General features: G+C 47.0%; 13 protein-coding genes and 4 tRNA genes. 13 read left to right on the top strand and 4 right to left on the bottom strand.

Annotation, left to right across the window (positions count from 1 at the left end):
* The first annotated feature begins 28 nt into the window (after positions 1 to 28).
* Entirely contained in the window at positions 29 to 259 is a 231-nt protein-coding gene (locus BUA78_RS12050) for a DUF378 domain-containing protein (RefSeq protein ID WP_072914819.1), read from the top strand.
* A gap of 188 nt (positions 260 to 447) precedes the next feature.
* Here the strand turns inward: BUA78_RS12050 and BUA78_RS12045 are convergent, their stop codons facing one another.
* A complete protein-coding gene (locus BUA78_RS12045; RefSeq protein ID WP_238456814.1) occupies positions 448 to 738 on the bottom strand; it encodes a MarR family transcriptional regulator in 291 nt (96 codons plus the stop codon).
* A gap of 333 nt (positions 739 to 1,071) precedes the next feature.
* Here BUA78_RS12045 and BUA78_RS12040 point away from each other — a divergent pair, with 333 nt between their 5' ends.
* Complete coding sequence (locus tag BUA78_RS12040) at positions 1,072 to 2,433, top strand: metallophosphoesterase family protein (RefSeq protein WP_072914814.1); 1,362 nt, start codon at positions 1,072 to 1,074, stop codon at positions 2,431 to 2,433.
* Complete coding sequence (locus BUA78_RS12035) at positions 2,433 to 5,387, top strand: AAA family ATPase (RefSeq protein WP_072914811.1); 2,955 nt, start codon at positions 2,433 to 2,435, stop codon at positions 5,385 to 5,387. The genes BUA78_RS12040 and BUA78_RS12035 overlap by 1 nt, the downstream gene beginning before the upstream one ends.
* A gap of 152 nt (positions 5,388 to 5,539) precedes the next feature.
* Here the strand turns inward: BUA78_RS12035 and BUA78_RS12030 are convergent, their stop codons facing one another.
* Positions 5,540 to 5,860: an AzlD domain-containing protein gene (locus BUA78_RS12030; protein WP_072914808.1), complete on the bottom strand. Its 321-nt coding sequence runs from the start codon at positions 5,858 to 5,860 to the stop codon at positions 5,540 to 5,542.
* Positions 5,824 to 6,525, bottom strand: coding sequence for an AzlC family ABC transporter permease (locus BUA78_RS12025; protein WP_072914805.1), 702 nt, complete (start codon positions 6,523 to 6,525; stop codon positions 5,824 to 5,826). The genes BUA78_RS12030 and BUA78_RS12025 overlap by 37 nt, the downstream gene beginning before the upstream one ends.
* 513 nt (positions 6,526 to 7,038) lie before the next feature.
* On the opposite strand from BUA78_RS12025, the gene BUA78_RS12015 reads away from it, so the two are divergent.
* The 4 genes from BUA78_RS12015 to BUA78_RS12000 all read left to right on the top strand — a co-directional run bounded on the left by BUA78_RS12015 (position 7,039) and on the right by BUA78_RS12000 (position 7,391).
* A tRNA-His gene (locus tag BUA78_RS12015) sits at positions 7,039 to 7,115 on the top strand.
* Between the two features lie 15 nt (positions 7,116 to 7,130).
* Positions 7,131 to 7,205, top strand: a tRNA-Gln gene (locus BUA78_RS12010).
* 6 nt (positions 7,206 to 7,211) lie between these two features.
* A tRNA-Lys gene (locus tag BUA78_RS12005) sits at positions 7,212 to 7,287 on the top strand.
* Positions 7,288 to 7,305: 18 nt separating this feature from the next.
* Positions 7,306 to 7,391: transfer RNA gene (locus BUA78_RS12000), tRNA-Leu, on the top strand.
* 97 nt (positions 7,392 to 7,488) lie between these two features.
* Here BUA78_RS12000 and BUA78_RS19915 read toward each other — a convergent pair.
* On the bottom strand, positions 7,489 to 7,692 hold the full coding sequence (locus tag BUA78_RS19915; RefSeq protein WP_139257358.1) for a hypothetical protein: 204 nt from the start codon (positions 7,690 to 7,692) through the stop codon (positions 7,489 to 7,491).
* Between the two features lie 394 nt (positions 7,693 to 8,086).
* Here BUA78_RS19915 and tig point away from each other — a divergent pair, with 394 nt between their 5' ends.
* The 6 genes from tig (at position 8,087) to yihA (ending at position 16,542) form a co-directional block, all read left to right on the top strand.
* A complete protein-coding gene (gene tig / locus BUA78_RS11995) occupies positions 8,087 to 9,394 on the top strand; it encodes a trigger factor (protein ID WP_072914800.1) in 1,308 nt (435 codons plus the stop codon).
* A gap of 81 nt (positions 9,395 to 9,475) precedes the next feature.
* Positions 9,476 to 10,063, top strand: coding sequence for an ATP-dependent Clp endopeptidase proteolytic subunit ClpP (gene clpP, locus BUA78_RS11990; RefSeq protein WP_072914799.1), 588 nt, complete (start codon positions 9,476 to 9,478; stop codon positions 10,061 to 10,063).
* 19 nt (positions 10,064 to 10,082) lie between these two features.
* Complete coding sequence (clpX, locus tag BUA78_RS11985) at positions 10,083 to 11,333, top strand: ATP-dependent Clp protease ATP-binding subunit ClpX (protein WP_072914796.1); 1,251 nt, start codon at positions 10,083 to 10,085, stop codon at positions 11,331 to 11,333.
* Positions 11,334 to 11,533: 200 nt separating this feature from the next.
* Positions 11,534 to 13,243, top strand: a complete 1,710-nt coding sequence (gene lonB / locus BUA78_RS11980; RefSeq protein WP_072914794.1) for an ATP-dependent protease LonB — start codon at positions 11,534 to 11,536, stop codon at positions 13,241 to 13,243.
* Between the two features lie 279 nt (positions 13,244 to 13,522).
* Positions 13,523 to 15,949, top strand: a complete 2,427-nt coding sequence (gene lon, locus BUA78_RS11975; RefSeq protein ID WP_072914792.1) for an endopeptidase La — start codon at positions 13,523 to 13,525, stop codon at positions 15,947 to 15,949.
* On the top strand, positions 15,946 to 16,542 hold the full coding sequence (gene yihA / locus BUA78_RS11970) for a ribosome biogenesis GTP-binding protein YihA/YsxC (RefSeq protein WP_072914791.1): 597 nt from the start codon (positions 15,946 to 15,948) through the stop codon (positions 16,540 to 16,542). The genes lon and yihA overlap by 4 nt, the downstream gene beginning before the upstream one ends.
* Positions 16,543 to 16,686 lie beyond the last annotated feature (144 nt).

The raw sequence follows: 16,686 nt of genomic DNA, 5'->3' as shown, positions 1-16,686 counted from the left end.
AATATTTATATAAGGAGTGAATCTTACCATGGAAATGGTTTCCAGGATCGCTATGGTACTGGTAATCGTAGGGGCCCTAAACTGGCTACTGATTGGTTTGTTCAGTTGGGACTTAGTAGCTGCTCTACTGGGCGGGGAGGCCACTCGTGTATCCTCAATACTCAGTAGAATTATCTACAGTTTAGTGGGTCTTTCCGGCATTCTTTTGATCCCCACCTTGTTCCGGGACAAAGAATCAGCAGGACCAGAAAAGGCGTAATAGGGAAACTTGGCGAGAGTGCTTATGCTCTCGCCTTTTCTCCGGAAACTTAAATACAAGTACTATTAGAAAATCGTGCAGAGATTAGGAGCAATCTGTATCAATGCAGAAAAAACCCCCTACCCAGAGCATTGCTAGTGCTATGGGGTAGGGGGCTTTTTTAGCGGTTAGGAACTCAAAGTACTCTTTTAGCTGGAGGAATGTTGCTGAGTAAACATCTCCAACCATTCATCTTTATAAAGAATCATGTTCGGATCATCGGGATTATCACCCTCACGGTAATCCACCAGCTGCATGTTCTCCAAGTTACGCAGGGCCTTTTGAATTTCCAATTCCGAATACCCCAAAGTCTTCCCCATTTCCCACAAAGGATAAATTAGCATACCATTCGGTGAGGCTTGTTCCCGGACAAATAGTAAGACATTCCGTTCTAGTTCCTCTAAATTTGCTAGACCAATAGCCTTCAACAAGGGAGTCACCTCCGCTTTTTGTGGTAGTATTACCCCTTTCCACAGTCAATATTTATTAGAAAAACTTGGCTTGCGCCAAGTCCTTGACGCAGGTGGAAGCCTTAGTTTTTCTTATACTTTCGTCAATAGAAATTTTATATTTTCTGAAAGTGCTAGAAAAACTTGGCTTGCCCAAGTCTTTGACGCAGGCGGAAGCTTAGTTTGCCTTATGCATGTCGGGAAGGTTTATACTTTGATAGGCCAATGAACCCTATCAGCTGGCATTAACCAGAGCCCTTCGGTATAATAAAAGATAGCCAAAGGCGAATGACCAATGGCAGACACCCAAAAAGGAGTGCTTCTATGTCTGTAAAATTTATTCACTGCTCGGATCTTCATTTGGGGCGGCAGCGTTTGGGTGGCAATTTGCCGGATAGCGACCTGAAGGCTGCCTTTCAATATATCGTTACTTACACCCTGGAGCAGCAGGCCGATGCTTTGCTTATTGCCGGGGATATTTTTGATTCGCCGAACATCCAACCTCCTTGTCTGCACCAGGCTACGGAATGTTTAAAGCCTTTGCAGCAGGCTGGTGTTCCCGTATTTGCCATTGAGGGAAATCACGATCGAGCTACTATTTCCGGTGATAGCCCCACCTGGGTGCGGTATTTAAACGACATTGGTCTTTTACATCTATTATCCATCCCCTTTAATGCGGCAGGGCCGGTCATCACCCCCTGGGATCCGCAGACAAGAGCGGGTTCCTACATCGACTTCAAAGGCATTCGCCTGGTGGGAGCGGGTTATCTGGGGGCGGGAACCATCAAACGGGCCAAACTCATTGCAGAGCAGATGGCCGCTTGGCAGCAGGAATCCTCACCGGGGGCGGTGGTTATGCTGCTGCATGCCGGGCCGGACTATATGGTGCAGGAAGGTGGAGGTTTTGCCAAAGAAAGCTTGGAGTTCTTAAAGGAAAGTGTGGATTACCTGGCCCTGGGTCACATTCATAAGCCCATGATTTACGAGGGTTGGGCCATTAATCCTGGCTCTCCGGAGCATATTCGGCTGGAGGAGAGCCGGTATGACAGTAAGCCTAGGGGACTGGCTGTGGTGGAAATCGATCCTCAAGCGGACAACCCCCTGCAGCGAGCAGAAATTTTAGCGGTGCCCAAACGGCAGGTGCTAACGTTACATTATGACTGTACCCCTCACAGTAACCGGACCAAACGGGCCATGGAACTAATCTCCGAAGAAATCACTGTAAAGCTTAAAGAATTGGGTGTTGGGCCGGAAGCTGCCATACGCTTGGAACTAACCGGTTCGGTAAACCTGGGGCGTATCCGACTGGATACCGCCGCCCTGGCAGAATGTTTGGTGCAGCAGGTGCCGGTAAAGGCGGTGGAGGTGAATTCTGCCGGGCTAAAGTTAGCAACGAATGCCACCGACAGCGAGTTAGCCTCGGTAGAAGCCACTTCCCGAGAAGACTTGGAACTGTTGGCTATTCACGGATTGGTGGCCGATAAACCCTTGCCGGGATTGGAGGAGCAGGTGGAGTCTTTGGCACGTCTGTTCTACCTGTTCAAAGAAGATGTGCGCCACCATGCCTCGGCCCAGGAGATTAGAGAACGTTTAACCGGCAGTGACCTGGTGGACAGGCTGGTGGCGGAGGAAATGAACAAACTTCCGATTCGGTCGGTGGCAGCGGCAAAGGATGGTGAGGCCTAATGTGGGTACAAAAAATTAGGCTGAAAAATATTAAAAGTTATGGTGAGGGGGATACCGGCCAGGGGGTGCTGGTACCCTTGGAACAGGGAATCAACCAAATTGCCGGTAAAAACGGAGCTGGCAAGAGTACGATCATTGAAGCCATTGGTTACGCGGTGTTTGATGCGGAGCCAGTGCGGGGAAATGCCCAAATGGCTATTCACACCTATTTCCTAAGAAATGGCAGCAAGGCTGGTGAAATTGATGTTTGGCTAGTGCATCAGGATGGCCTCTACCGGGTGGAGCGGGATCTGGGCAATGGCGGACGCCGCTGGAAGGTGGTACGGGACGACGAGGATTTTATCGAAGCTGAAGGGGAGCAGGAGGTTCGGGAATTTCTGGCTCGTCTAGTGGGAGTGGAACGACCGGAACGGTTGGCCGAAGTGTATCATAGTCTGTTAGGTGTGAAACAGGGACGCTTTACCTTACCCTTTGATATGAAACCAAGGGAGGCTAAAGGTCATTTCGATCCCTTGCTGGATGTAGATATCTTTCGCCAATGTTTTGATTCCCTAAAGGCACCTTGCGATGAGATTAGAGTGGAGGCGAATCACCAGCGTACTGTTATCAGTGGTCTGGAAGGACAATTAGCTCAACTGCAGGATGCGCCGGAGCGAATGGAGGAGGGACTACGTCAACAGGCTACGCTGCAGCTACTGGTGGAACAGTGTCAAAAGCGATTGAACCGGCTCACGGAAGAACGTAAGCGATATGATGAGTTAATGAATACCTTTCAAATAGCTACGTTACAGGTGGGTGAGGCTAAAGGAAATGTGGAGCAGGCTAAAGCTGCAGTGGATCTTGCTGCAACCCAAGTGGCAGAGGCAAAACAGGCTGCGTCGGTGCTGCAGGAAACCAAAGCTGCCTACGAAGCGTATCTGCAATTAGAGCAGCAGATTCAGGCTCTTGAAATGCAGCGGGTCACAAGGGATGAATTGGCTAAACAGTTTACTGATCTGCAAAAGGAAGAGACTGGCTTGGCTAGAGATTTTGTTGCCAAGCAGCAGGAAGCCGCCAGGGACTTTGAGCAGGCAAGCTTGAAACAACAGGAGTTGGACCACCGACGCACGGTGCTAAACCAGCAGAGTTTGGAATTAGCAGCGGGAGAAGGAGCTTATCAGCGGCTAAAGGAGAGGTCGGAACAACTTAAGTCCCAGTTGGTGCGGGTAGTGGAATGGTTGAATGGCATGAAAGCTTTGGGCAAGCAGGCAGTCGAACAGTTGGCTGAACTGGAGCAAAATCTACAGCAGGTGGATACCACTTTGCCGGAGCAATTGGAGCAGGCCAAAGGGACTCTAGCGCAGGCCGAAGGACAGGAGCAGGATTGCCGGGGCCGCTTAGAGCGAACCAAACAAGATAAGGTGATTCTGGAGCAACAACTGGCACGACTCAGTACCGGCCAGTGTCCATTGCTGGGTAGCCAATGCCAACAGTTTAATCCGAACAAAGCTCAGCAGGATTTAGAGTGTTTACATAAAAAACTGATAGAAGTTACTGCGGAACATCAAGAGAAACAGCGGCAACTTAATATGGCTAAAGAAAGATTTACTAAGTACCAGGCTGCGGAAAAGGAATATCTGAAAAGATTGGCTAAAGCCTCTCAGGTGATGCAGAGCATCTACCGTAATTATCAACAATTGGAGGATGCTGCTGGTCGAGTGGCGGCAGAAGAATTAGCCAAGGAATTGCAGACCGGAGGAACGTTACCTAGACTTAAGGGCTTTATAACTACCGCGCAACCCGAGATAGCCGTTTGCCGCGCAGCAATAGAGGAAATGAAAACGTTGTTTCGGTCCCTTTACGATTGCTACCGGGTTTGGGAGCCGGCAGTGAAAGAACAGCAGGCCTTGGAACAACAAACCAATACCCTGCGGGTGGCCCGCCAGAAAGAGTTAGAAGCCGAAGAGCGGGCGTTAAAGGGCTTGGAGCGGGATTGCCAAGCATTGCGAGAAAGTTCTGGGCAAGCAGAGACCAAAGCAGTGACCCTGCAACAGGCCGTTACCGAGATAAAATCTCAGCTGGTTACGCTGGAAGGACAGTTACAGCCCTTTCGGGACCTGGATACTAAACGTGCCGAGGCTGGCCGACAAAAAGGGCAACATCTGGCAGGATATACCCGGTATTTGCAGCATCACAAGATAGCGGAGAAGCTAGCCGAGTACGAAGAGGTTTTTCAGCGACAGCATAATCACTACCAGCAAACCCAAGCGGCATTGGCCACTGCTGAGGAAACTTTTCGGCAGGCAGCAGCTGCCTACCGGCCCGAGCAGCACAAAGAACTGCAGCAGGAGGTGGCCCAGGCCAGCAGAGAGCTAGGGGAAGCCAACAGCAAACTGGCAGAGGCAGTTAAGGTGCTAGCTGAACAACAGCGACGGGTTCAACTGGCTGCCAAACTGCAGCAGCAAAGGGATCAAGAGTGGCAAGAACTGGTGCGCCTACAGGCAGAGGAAAAAATTTTGGAGAAGGCTAGAAATATTTTAAAGGATGCTCAGGAGCCGGTAGCGAGAAATCTTACCGCCCGAGTGGCGGCCCAGGCTCAGACCATCTATAATTCCATGAGTCCCGAGGCTGCGCAGTTTAACTGGCGAGCCGGGGATTATGTACTCACTGTCACCACTGTCTCTGGGGAAAAACGTTTTGCCAGCCTATCCGGTGGACAGCAGATGAAGGCTGCCTTGGCTATGCAACTGGCCCTGGTAAAAGAGTTCTCCAGAGCAGGCTTTTGTGCCTTTGATGAACCCACCTATGGTTTGGATGCCGAAAGCCGCATTATGCTGGCAGAGGCCATCGGTAAGGCACAGGAGGAGTGCAAGTTCCAACAACTGCTGCTGGTCTCCCACGACCAGGCCTTTGACGATAAAGTAGAACACGCCCTAAAATTAGACTATTCTCCCGTGGCAGGTAGTAAGCTTTAGAGGAATACAATATGAGGGTGCGAACCCTGAGACCAAAGGGATGAAATGAGGAACCAGGAAAGTTGCGAGAGGTAGCGTTGGAATTGACAGGCTGCCAGCGTGCACAAATGTAAAGGTAGTGGCGCAATAATTTGCACCACTACCTTCGTTTTTTAGATGAATCTGTTCAATAAAACCACCATACCCATGCCCGTTACCACTGTTAAAAAAATACTTTTGCTGTAAATGCCGGCTATGAAACAGGGAATAGCAGCTAATAAATAGGTATTCGTCAGATTAATACTGAGCTGTCCGTCCTTTAATAGCAACTCCGGTGCCAGCAAGGCGGAAAGTACTGCCACCGGCACGTAACTAAGCCAGTTCAGTACGCCCTTTGAAATATTAATACGGGACAAAACGGCCAGTGGGAGCATACGGGGAATATAGGTAACTAGCATCATGCCGATAATGACTGCGATGACTTTTCCATCCATTGATCAATTAACACCCCTATCGTAGCAGAAATAATAGTGGCCAGAATAATATTCCAACTGCCGGGCACGTTTAGTTTGATACCGATAGACAGGGCGGCGGCCACAATACCTACGGCTATAGCTTTTTTATGTCTTACCTGTAGGATTAACAGGGCAATAAACATGGCTGGCAGAGCAAAGTCCAAACCAAAGACCTGTGGTTCCGGGATAAAGTTACCCATCAGAGCACCGAGCACTGTACTGGAAATCCAGGCGATATGGGAAGTGATAAAGAGGCCAAAGAAGTACCCCTTGCCTTGTTGCTGCTTAGCTACTGCGCTGATGGAAATGGCAAAGGTTTCATCGGTTACCCAAAAACCCAGTAGGGATAGTAGTTTAGGACGAAGGTTTTTCATGTAGGGGGCTAGGGAAGCTGTCATTAATAAGTGCCGTGAATTCACCAGAAAAGTGGTTAGCACAATGGCACCGATGGAAGCCTGGGCTGCCAGCATGCCTGCACCAATAAATTGGGCTGAACCAGCGTAAACCAGCAGAGACATAAGAAAAATTTCCATGATGCTCATACCGGATTGCACTGCTAATACACCAAAGGCCAGACCAATGGGAAAATAACCAAATACCACCGGCAGGGCCGCTTTTACACCATTTTTAAAGTCAGCAGTCAACGAAGTAACCTCCTATCCTAAACTGTCGTAGCTCTTATCTTAACAAAAGATGTCTCTTTATGCTACTCCCGTTAGGTACTATTTTAACATTTTAACTTACTGCTGTCATTCAGTGTGAGCAAATTGTCATGGATAACATCATGCCGACAACGGGTAAAAATCCGCTAGTACCAGCAGGAATATTGTACAATATTGAAATAAAGGAATTTTCCTTCCTTATAAAGATGGTACGATATCTCTCTTTGCATAGAGCGCGGTGCCAAAGTGCTCAGTCTGGGCCTCCAGATCGTGCCAGCCACCCTGGAAGAAGCGCAGCGGATTAGTAGGGAGCTGTTTACCAATAGCCAATGGCTAATAAAGCTAAAAAGTGTAAAAAGTGTATTGACACCTCTCGAAAAGGTAATTATAATAAGTAACTATCGCGGTTATGTAAGTGTTTTTGCTAAAAAAATTACAGCTTGACAACGACTTAACACTTTGGTAATATAAACTCTGCGAGTTGCGAGTATTGTGGTGGGTATAGCTCAGCTGGTTAGAGCGCCAGATTGTGGCTCTGGAGGCCGTGGGTTCGAGTCCCATTATCCACCCCATTAATTTACATATACTGGGGCGTCGCCAAGCGGTAAGGCACCGGACTTTGACTCCGGCATGCGTTGGTTCAAATCCAGCCGCCCCAGCCATTATGTGACCCATTAGCTCAGTTGGTAGAGCACCTGACTTTTAATCAGGGTGTCCCGCGTTCGAGTCGCGGATGGGTCACCATTTATCTCGATATGTCATGCGGATGTGGCGGAATTGGCAGACGCGCTGGATTTAGGTTCCAGTGGTTAACAGCCGTGGGGGTTCAAGTCCCTTCATCCGCACCACCTAAAAAAACCTGCTTGTACAAGCAGGTTTTTTTGTCGTTAGCCATTGGCTAACCAAAGTGAAGGCTGATGGCAAAAGCTCAGACTCAGTCCGGACTTACTCTTGATTCGTTAATTGATTAGCATAACAACCAGTACACACATGGACTCCTTTGTAGATACAAATTAGATGTTTATGGCAGGCCCACTGACCACAGACACTACATTGTTCGGAGCAGGAGGAGCAAACATCCTCTCCACACACAGTGCATTCCAGTACTTTAGGTGTTTCTTTTCGACAGATCAAGCACTTCTTTATCATAATGTACTACCTCCGATGTCATAATAATAACACAAGATTCAGTAATGTTTCAATTATCTAATTTGTGTTTGCAATATGGCTTGGAATTTTTAGCATAACTTTGGTAAAGGTTTTGCAATGATAAAACATTATGGTATAATTGTCATGATTTATTAAGATCACCAGGGGTGTGCCCTGGTATTTTAATTATCGAGGTAGCTGGAAAAAATTGCCCTTTTTGACTGTAAATGATTCGGATGTAGCAGGAGTTAGGGTACCTTCGTAGAATGAAATATATTATATTTAGGAAAGAGATTTTCCGAGAGGTCCGAACCCGGCAAGAGGGTGGTGTAATTTCAGTAAAATAATTACTAAAATACAAACAAAACGTGATTTAAGGAGGAAGTATTTTATCATGAAGGCAACAGCAGAAAGGATCGAAAAAAACACCGTCCTTTTAGAAATTGAGGTAGAGCAGGAAATGTTGGAGCAGGCTTTAGACAAAGCCTATCGCAAAGTTGTAAAACAGGTGAATATCCCTGGTTTCCGCAAGGGAAAAGCTCCTAAGGCTATGGTCGAGCGTTATGTTGGTAAAGAAACTCTGTTTGGCGAAGCTGCCGAGATGGTGGTTCCCGAAGCTTATATGCAGGCTCTCAAAGAAACAGAAATTGATCCTATCGACCAACCGAAGATTGATATTGTACAAGGTGAAGCCGGTAAACCACTTATTTTTAAGGCCACTGTTGAGGTAAAGCCGGAGGTATCTCTAGGTGAATATAAAGGAGTGGAAGTAACCCGTCCTAGTACCGAAGTAACCGATGAAGTGGTTCAACAGGAACTAGAACGTTTGCAAAATCGTCACGCTAAACTCATAACTGTTGAAGATGGCGAAGTGCAGCAAGATGACACTACCCTTATTGATTTTGCAGGTTATGTAGACGGTGAAGCCTTTGCAGGTGGCACTGCTGAAAACTATACCCTTATTATTGGTTCCGGCAACTTTATTCCTGGTTTTGAAGAACAGCTTATCGGCGTTAAGGTGGGCGAAGAAAAGGACGTTGATGTTACTTTCCCGGAAGAATATCATGCCGAGAATTTGTCTGGTAAAGCCGCCACTTTTAAAGTGAAAGTAAATGAAATTAAGCGTAAAGAATTAGCGGTTCTGGATGATGAATTTGCCAAGGATGTTAGTGAATTTGATACTTTGGACGAATTAAGAAACGACATTCGGAATAAATTAAAGGAAGCTGCAGCAACCAAAGCCAATTCCGCCGTGGAAAATGGTACGGTGGATGCCGTGGTAGCAAATGCTACTGTGGAAATTCCTGAAGTCATGATTGAGCATAAAGTAGAAGAAATGATAAATAATGTTGGACAACGCTTAGCTCAACAAGGTGTCAATATGGATCAATATTTCCAATATACCAACAGCAGCCTGAATGATATGCGTGAACGTATGAAACCCGATGCTGAAAAGACCGTTCGCAGCGAACTGGTTCTTGATGCCATTGCCAAGGCGGAAAGCATTACTACCAGTGAAGAAGAAGTTAACGAAGAGATTCAAAAGATTGCTGAATATGTCAAGCAGGATGCGAAAGTTGTTCGTAAAAACCTGGAATTACAGGGTGGATTGGGGCATATTATTCAAGACATGGCCCGCCGTAAAGTTGTTGCCTTCCTGGTTGATAATGCCAAAATAAGTGAAGACACCAAAGCCGAGTAATTTGCATATGTTGGAAGAGTAAGCCCTATTCTAAAAAGCCGCACTCTATTTAGAATTAAATAGATCAAGGAGGCGAATTTTATGTCAGGTTTAGTACCAATTGTAGTTGAACAAACAAACCGGGGCGAGCGGGCATACGATATTTATTCCAGGTTATTAAAGGACCGGATCATCTTTATTGGCGGTCCGATTGATGATTATATTGCCAACCTGGTTATTGCTCAGTTCCTGTTCCTAGAGGCGGAAGATCCCGAAAAGGATATCCACCTTTACATCAACTCCCCGGGAGGCGTAGTTACTGCAGGGCTTGCTATCTATGACACCATGCAGTACATAAAGCCTAGTGTATCAACAATTTGCTTGGGTCAGGCCGCCAGTATGGGTTCTTTCTTGTTGGCTGCAGGATCGCCTGGAAAACGCTTTGCATTACCCATGTCACGCATTATGATTCATCAACCTTTGGGTGGTGTACAGGGTCAAGCCACAGACATTGATATTCATGCCAAAGAGATTCTACGCATGAAAGACTTGTTAAATGAAAGATTAGCTCACCATACTCGTCAGCCTCTGGATAAGATCACCAGAGATACCGAGCGCGATTTCTTTATGTCTGCTGAGGAGGCCAAAAACTACGGACTCATCGATGAGGTGATGCCGTATCGGAAGTAAAGATAAAAGAGGTGGAGATATGTTTAACGAGAAAGGCCAGCTCAAGTGCTCCTTCTGCGGCAAACTTCAGGATCAAGTGAAAAAGCTTGTAGCCGGACCCGGTGTATATATTTGCGATGAGTGTATCGAATTATGCAACGAGATCATCGAAGAGGAATTGAGCGACGATCTCGGTCTGGATATGGGCGATTTACCAAAGCCAAAAGAAATTAAAGCAATCCTCGACCAGTATGTTATTGGCCAGGATAATGCCAAGCGTCAGTTGGCTGTGGCTGTCTATAACCATTACAAGCGTATTAACCTCGGGGGCAAAGTGGATGATGTAGAATTATCCAAGAGCAATATTGTTATGCTTGGCCCCACCGGTTGCGGTAAAACATTGCTGGCCCAGACATTGGCTCGCCTCTTAAACGTGCCCTTTGCCATAGCGGATGCCACCTCTTTAACAGAGGCAGGATATGTAGGGGAAGATGTTGAAAATATCCTGCTAAAACTCATTCAAGCCGCAGACTACGATGTGGAAAAAGCAGAAAAGGGTATTGTTTATATTGATGAAATTGATAAAATAGCCCGTAAATCCGAAAATCCTTCTATTACCAGAGATGTTTCTGGTGAAGGTGTGCAGCAAGCCCTCTTAAAAATTCTAGAGGGTACTGTCGCCAGTGTACCACCCCAGGGTGGTCGTAAGCACCCCCACCAGGAGTTCATCCAACTGGATACCACCAATGTTCTGTTTATCTGTGGCGGTGCCTTTGATGGTATCGAAAAACTAATCCAGAACCGCACTGGCAAAAAACAACTGGGTTTTGGCGCAGAAATTCAAAGCAAAAAAGAAATAAAAATTGGTGAAGTATTAGCCAATATTCTGCCCGAGGACCTCTTAAAGTTCGGTCTTATCCCCGAATTTGTTGGCCGTCTGCCTGTGATTGTTACCTTGGATGCACTGGATGAAGAAGCGCTCATTCGCATTCTTACTGAACCCAAGAATGCCCTGTCTAAACAGTATGAAAAACTGTTTGAACTGGATGGCGTCAATCTGGAAATACAGCCCGAAGCGCTACGCGAAGTGGCCAAAGAAGCCCTCAAGCGCAAAACCGGTGCCCGTGGCTTACGCGCCATTATGGAAGAAGCCATGTTAAACATCATGTACGATATTCCTTCTCGTCAGGATATCTCCAAAGTGATTATTACTAAGGAAGCTATCATGAAAAAAGGCGAACCGTTGTTGATTACGATGGAGAATAAGAAGAAAAAGGAAGAGACAGCTTAGGATTTTGAGTATACCCAAGCACGGAGAAGAGTCTTCGTGCTTTTTCTTTTTGCCGGAGGAGTACATTCCTTGGTGTTAAGTCCAGACAGGCCCCAAAAGAAATGCCGCTTAAGTCCAGACATTTTCCCTCCATTACGTGTAAAAACCTCCAAAACTAGCAATAATAGAAGAAACAAGCACCAACAAAGGAGGTACTGCAAATGGGGGAACTGACCAGCTTGGGTGGTTTTCTCACCTTCATACAAGTATTTTTTGCCGTGGTTATTGGTTTGTATTTTTGGAATTTGCTTAAGGCCCAGCAGGGAAATAAAACTGCGGTGGAAAAAGAATCCCGTAAAGAGATGGAGAAATTGCAGCGACTGAGAGCTATTTCTCTCACCGAACCATTGGCGGAGAAAACCAGACCGAAAAATTTTAGTGAGATTATTGGCCAGGAGGAAGGTCTTAAATCCCTGCGTGCTGCTCTCTGCGGTCCCAATCCGCAGCACGTTATAGTTTATGGGCCACCTGGGGTGGGAAAAACCGCCGCCGCCCGCCTTGTCTTAGAAGAAGCCAAGAAATCACCGAACTCTCCCTTTAAGGAGGGGGCTAAGTTCACGGAGTTAGATGCTACCACTGCACGCTTTGATGAAAGAGGCATTGCCGACCCGCTCATTGGTTCGGTACATGACCCCATTTACCAGGGAGCTGGTGCCATGGGCATGGCCGGGATTCCCCAACCAAAGCCCGGTGCTGTTACCAAAGCCCATGGTGGTATGCTATTTATCGATGAAATTGGTGAACTTCACCCTATTCAAATGAATAAGCTGTTAAAGGTATTGGAGGATCGTAAGGTTTTTCTAGAAAGCTCCTATTACAGCTCAGAAGATGGTAATATTCCCACCCATATTCACGATATTTTCCAGAATGGTTTACCGGCAGATTTCCGTATGGTGGGGGCTACCACCCGTACCCCGGATCAAATACCACCGGCCATCCGTTCTCGTTGCCTGGAGATTTATTTCCGCCCTTTACTACCGGATGAAATAGAAAAAATTGCTGCCAATGCTGCTCAAAAGATCGGTTTTCCGATGGAAGAGAGTGCCTTGGGGGTGATCAAGCGCTATGCCACTAACGGTCGCGAGGCCGTCAATATTATTCAGATTGCCGGTGGTATTGCCCTCACCGAGGGGCGAAAAGAAATTCTCGCCAGGGACATCGAATGGGTCCTTCACAGTGGCCAATATACCCCCAGACCGGAACGCAAGATTAATTCTCAGGCTCAGGTGGGAGTGGTCAATGGTTTGGCGGTTTACGGACCCAATATGGGAATTCTCTCAGAAGTGGAAGCCACGGTGATGTCTGCTACCCCAGGTGCCGGAAAAATCACGGTCACTGGGGTGGTAGAAGAGGAGGAAATTGGCAGCAGTAGCAAAAAGGTACGTCGCAAAAGTATGGCCCGCAGCTCTGTAGAAAATGTCGTTACGGTACTGCGGCGGGTTATGGATGTGGATGCCCGTGATTATGATATTCACGTTAATTTCCTTGGTAGTGGTCTGGTAGATGGCCCCTCGGCAGGTGTCACCATTGCTACCGCCATTTACTCTGCTATTAAGGGTATCGCGGTGGATAACACTGTAGCCATGACCGGCGAAATCTCTATCCGAGGTTTGGTTAAACCCGTGGGTGGGGTGGTGACCAAAGTGGAGGCAGCACGGCAGGCGGGAGTAAAGAAAGTCTTTATTCCCCAGGAGAACTATCAGGAAATGTTTAAAGGCATGGAAGGTATCACTGTGGTGCCAGTGGAATCGCTAAACGATGTTATTAAAGAGGCTTTGGTTCGTGAACCTGAAAAAGAGGTTCAATGGGAAACTGTTCCTGCTACACTGGAAATACCGGCTGCAGCCTTTTTGGCAAATCAGAAAGTATAAAAACTCCTGGTTTATAAGGGGCAAAGCTACGTTTTTCTATTCTCAAAAACTTGCCAAATCCTGATAATATAAATAATATATGTGAATTATGAAGATTCCTGTCAGGGTTTTTATCCAAAGGATGTCTCTAAAGCTCTAACAACCCAGCTCTTGCTGGGTTTTTTCTATTCCTGGGAATTATTGTTGTGGCAGTGGTTTAACCTTTTATGATATTATTACTGTATTCTGATTAACCAGTCAATCAACATATGATATAGGTAGATATGAGGAGGTGCGCCAGTGAATTCCGAAATAAAAACTCTACCCCTACTTCCACTGAGGGGCATTTTAGTTTTTCCTTATATGGTGATTCACCTGGATGTAGGCAGGGAGAAGTCCGTGCAGGCCATTGAAGAAGCAATGGTAAACGACAGAATGATCTTCCTGGCAACCCAAAAGGAAGCTCAGACAGATGAACCTACCGTGGAGGATATTTATCAGGTTGGTACCGTAGCAGAAGTGAAACAGCTTTTGAAACTTCCTGGTGGTACTATTCGGGTTTTAGTAGAAGGCATAGCCAGGGCAAAAATTAACAAATACGAGAATTTAGAGCCCTATTTCAAGGTGGAGATTGAACAATTTTCTGAGGAGTTCGAGAAAAACGCCGAAATTGAAGCCTTTATGCGTAGCTTGGTTTACCAGTTTGAGCAGTATGTCAAACTCTCCAAGCGTATTCCCCCGGAAACAGTGGTTTCTGTGGTAAACCTGGAAGAACCGGGTCGTTTGGCCGATATTATTGCCTCTCACCTAACCCTACGTATTGAGGATAAGCAAAGAATGCTGGAAGCTATAGATATCGTGGAACGTCTGGAAAAGCTCTGCGGTATTGTGGCCAAAGAATTGGAAATTGTGGAATTGGAGCGTAAAATCAGCATTCGGGTTCGCAAGCAAATGGAAAAAACCCAAAAGGAATACTACTTACGAGAGCAGATGAAGGCCATCCAAAAGGAATTGGGTGAAAAGGATGAGCGGGTGGCCGAATGTGAAGAATTAAGAGAAAAGATTGCCAAGGCTAAACTACCAAAGGAGGCAGAAGAGAAGTCTCTAAAAGAGGTAGACCGCCTGGAAAAAATGCCGCCAATGGCGGCTGAGGCCGCTGTAGTGCGCAACTACTTAGATTGGATGTTGGCTTTGCCTTGGAGTAAGAGCACCCGGGATCGCTTGGATATTAATGGTGCAGAAGCGGTCTTAGAAGCCGATCACTATGGCTTAAAAGATCCTAAAGAAAGAATCATTGAGTATCTGGCTATCCGCAAGCTAGCCAAGAAGATGAAAGGCCCCATTCTCTGCTTGGTGGGACCTCCGGGGGTGGGCAAAACTTCCTTGGGGCGTTCCATTGCCCGAGCTTTGGATCGTAAGTTTATCCGTATTTCACTGGGGGGCGTGCGGGACGAAGCAGAAATTCGCGGACACCGCCGGACCTATGTGGGGGCTATGCCCGGACGGGTGATTCAGGGGATGCGTACGGCCGGCTCTAAGAACCCGGTCTTCCTGCTGGATGAGATCGATAAAATGGCCAGTGATTTCCGAGGTGATCCGTCCTCTGCCTTGTTAGAAGTTCTAGACCCTGAACAAAACAACACCTTTAGTGATCACTACATTGAGACTGCCTTTGATTTATCCAATGTAATGTTTATCACTACTGCCAATAATATGTGGTCCATTCCCCGTCCTTTGCTGGATCGGATGGAAGTAATTCAAATTTCTGGGTATACTGAAGAAGAGAAGCTGCAGATTGCCAAGCGCCATCTGGTGCCCAAGCAAATTAAAGATCATGGCCTGACTGAAGAAATGATTTCTGTTTCTGACAACACTGTTCTCAAGGTGATCCGTGAGTATACCCGGGAATCCGGTGTGCGGAACCTGGAACGCAAAATTGCAGCACTTTGCCGCAAAACTGCTAAGAAAATTGTGGCAGGGGAAACGGAAAAGGTGAAGATTACCGCTCAAAACCTAGAGCAGTTCTTGGGTATCCCCCGTTACCGTTATGGGGTAGCTGAGCAAAATGATGAAGTGGGTACCGTTACTGGTATGGCTTGGACCGAAGTTGGTGGCGATACGTTAGTAATTGAAGTAACCACCTACAAAGGCACCGGCCGGATGACTCTTACCGGTAAACTGGGTGATGTCATGAAGGAATCTGCTCAGGCAGGCTATAGTTACGTACGTAGCCGAGCCCAGGACTTAGGTATCGATCAAGAACTGTTTGAAAAATGGGATATGCACATTCATATTCCCGAAGGAGCCATTCCCAAAGATGGTCCTTCCGCGGGTATCACAATGGCTACGGCCATGGCTTCAGTCTTGACCTGCCGCAAAGTGCGCCACGATGTGGCCATGACTGGGGAGATTACTCTGCGGGGTCGTGTTTTGCCGGTGGGTGGCATTAAGGAAAAGGTTATGGCTGCTCATAGAGCGGGTATTAAGGTGATCATCTTACCGCGAGATAATAAAAAGGATTTGGAAGATATTCCGGCCAACATCAAAAAGCATCTGGATTTCAATCTGGTAGAACACTTAGATGAAGTATTGGAGATTGCCCTGCTGGAGAAGGATATAGTGGATACTCCGGTGGTGGAACCCAAAGCAGCGATGCTGGATAATCCCCACTTCACTCCGGTAGACCACCAGGAGATTCAGCAAGGAGGAACCCAGTTACCGTCGTGAAAATAGTCTCCGCCGAATTTGTAACCAGTGCAGTAAACCCCGGGGGATATCCCCCGGGGAATTTGCCTGAGGTGGCCTTTGTGGGTCGCTCTAACGTAGGGAAGTCCTCTCTTATCAATAAGCTGGTGAATCGCAGGGGATTAGCCCGTACCAGTAAAACCCCGGGGCGTACGCAGCTAATCAACTTTTTTACTATTAATGACACCTTCCTCCTGGTGGACTTACCGGGCTACGGCTTTGCCCGGGTACCGGGGGAGGTAAAAGATACGTGGGGTAAGATGATTGAGGGCTACTTGAAGAACAGGGAACCCTTAAAAGGGGTTGTCCTTCTCTTGGATTGCCGGCATACTCCCACCGCTCAGGATATACAGATGTACCAATGGCTGGTGCATTACGGTATTTCCGCAGTGGTGGTTGCCACCAAAATTGACAAACTCTCCAACAACCAATGGGCCAAGCAGCAATCCGTTATTAAAAAAACGTTGCCCTTGGCCCCAGAGCACAGACTGATCCCTTTTTCGGCGGAAACCGGACGGGGAAAAGAGGATGTGCTGGCAGTGTTGCAGGAGTGGGTACATAGTAAAGAAGCATAAACAAGAAGTATCAGCAAGGGAGTGGCGCATTTTGCGCCACTCCCTTGTTTTGCTATTGTAGGGAGCCTATGGCTTACAGACTAAGGTGATTTTTTTGCCAAAAATTAATAAAATACCAATTTTGTGGGAACCTAAAGGATATGT

Origin of the sequence: Desulforamulus aeronauticus DSM 10349, from assembly GCF_900142375.1 — a bacterium.
GTDB classification, from domain to species: Bacteria; Bacillota; Desulfotomaculia; order Desulfotomaculales; family Desulfotomaculaceae; genus Desulfotomaculum; species Desulfotomaculum aeronauticum.
The sequence above is the reverse complement of the archived record's forward strand: the minus strand, read 5'-3'. Positions and strand labels throughout refer to the sequence as shown.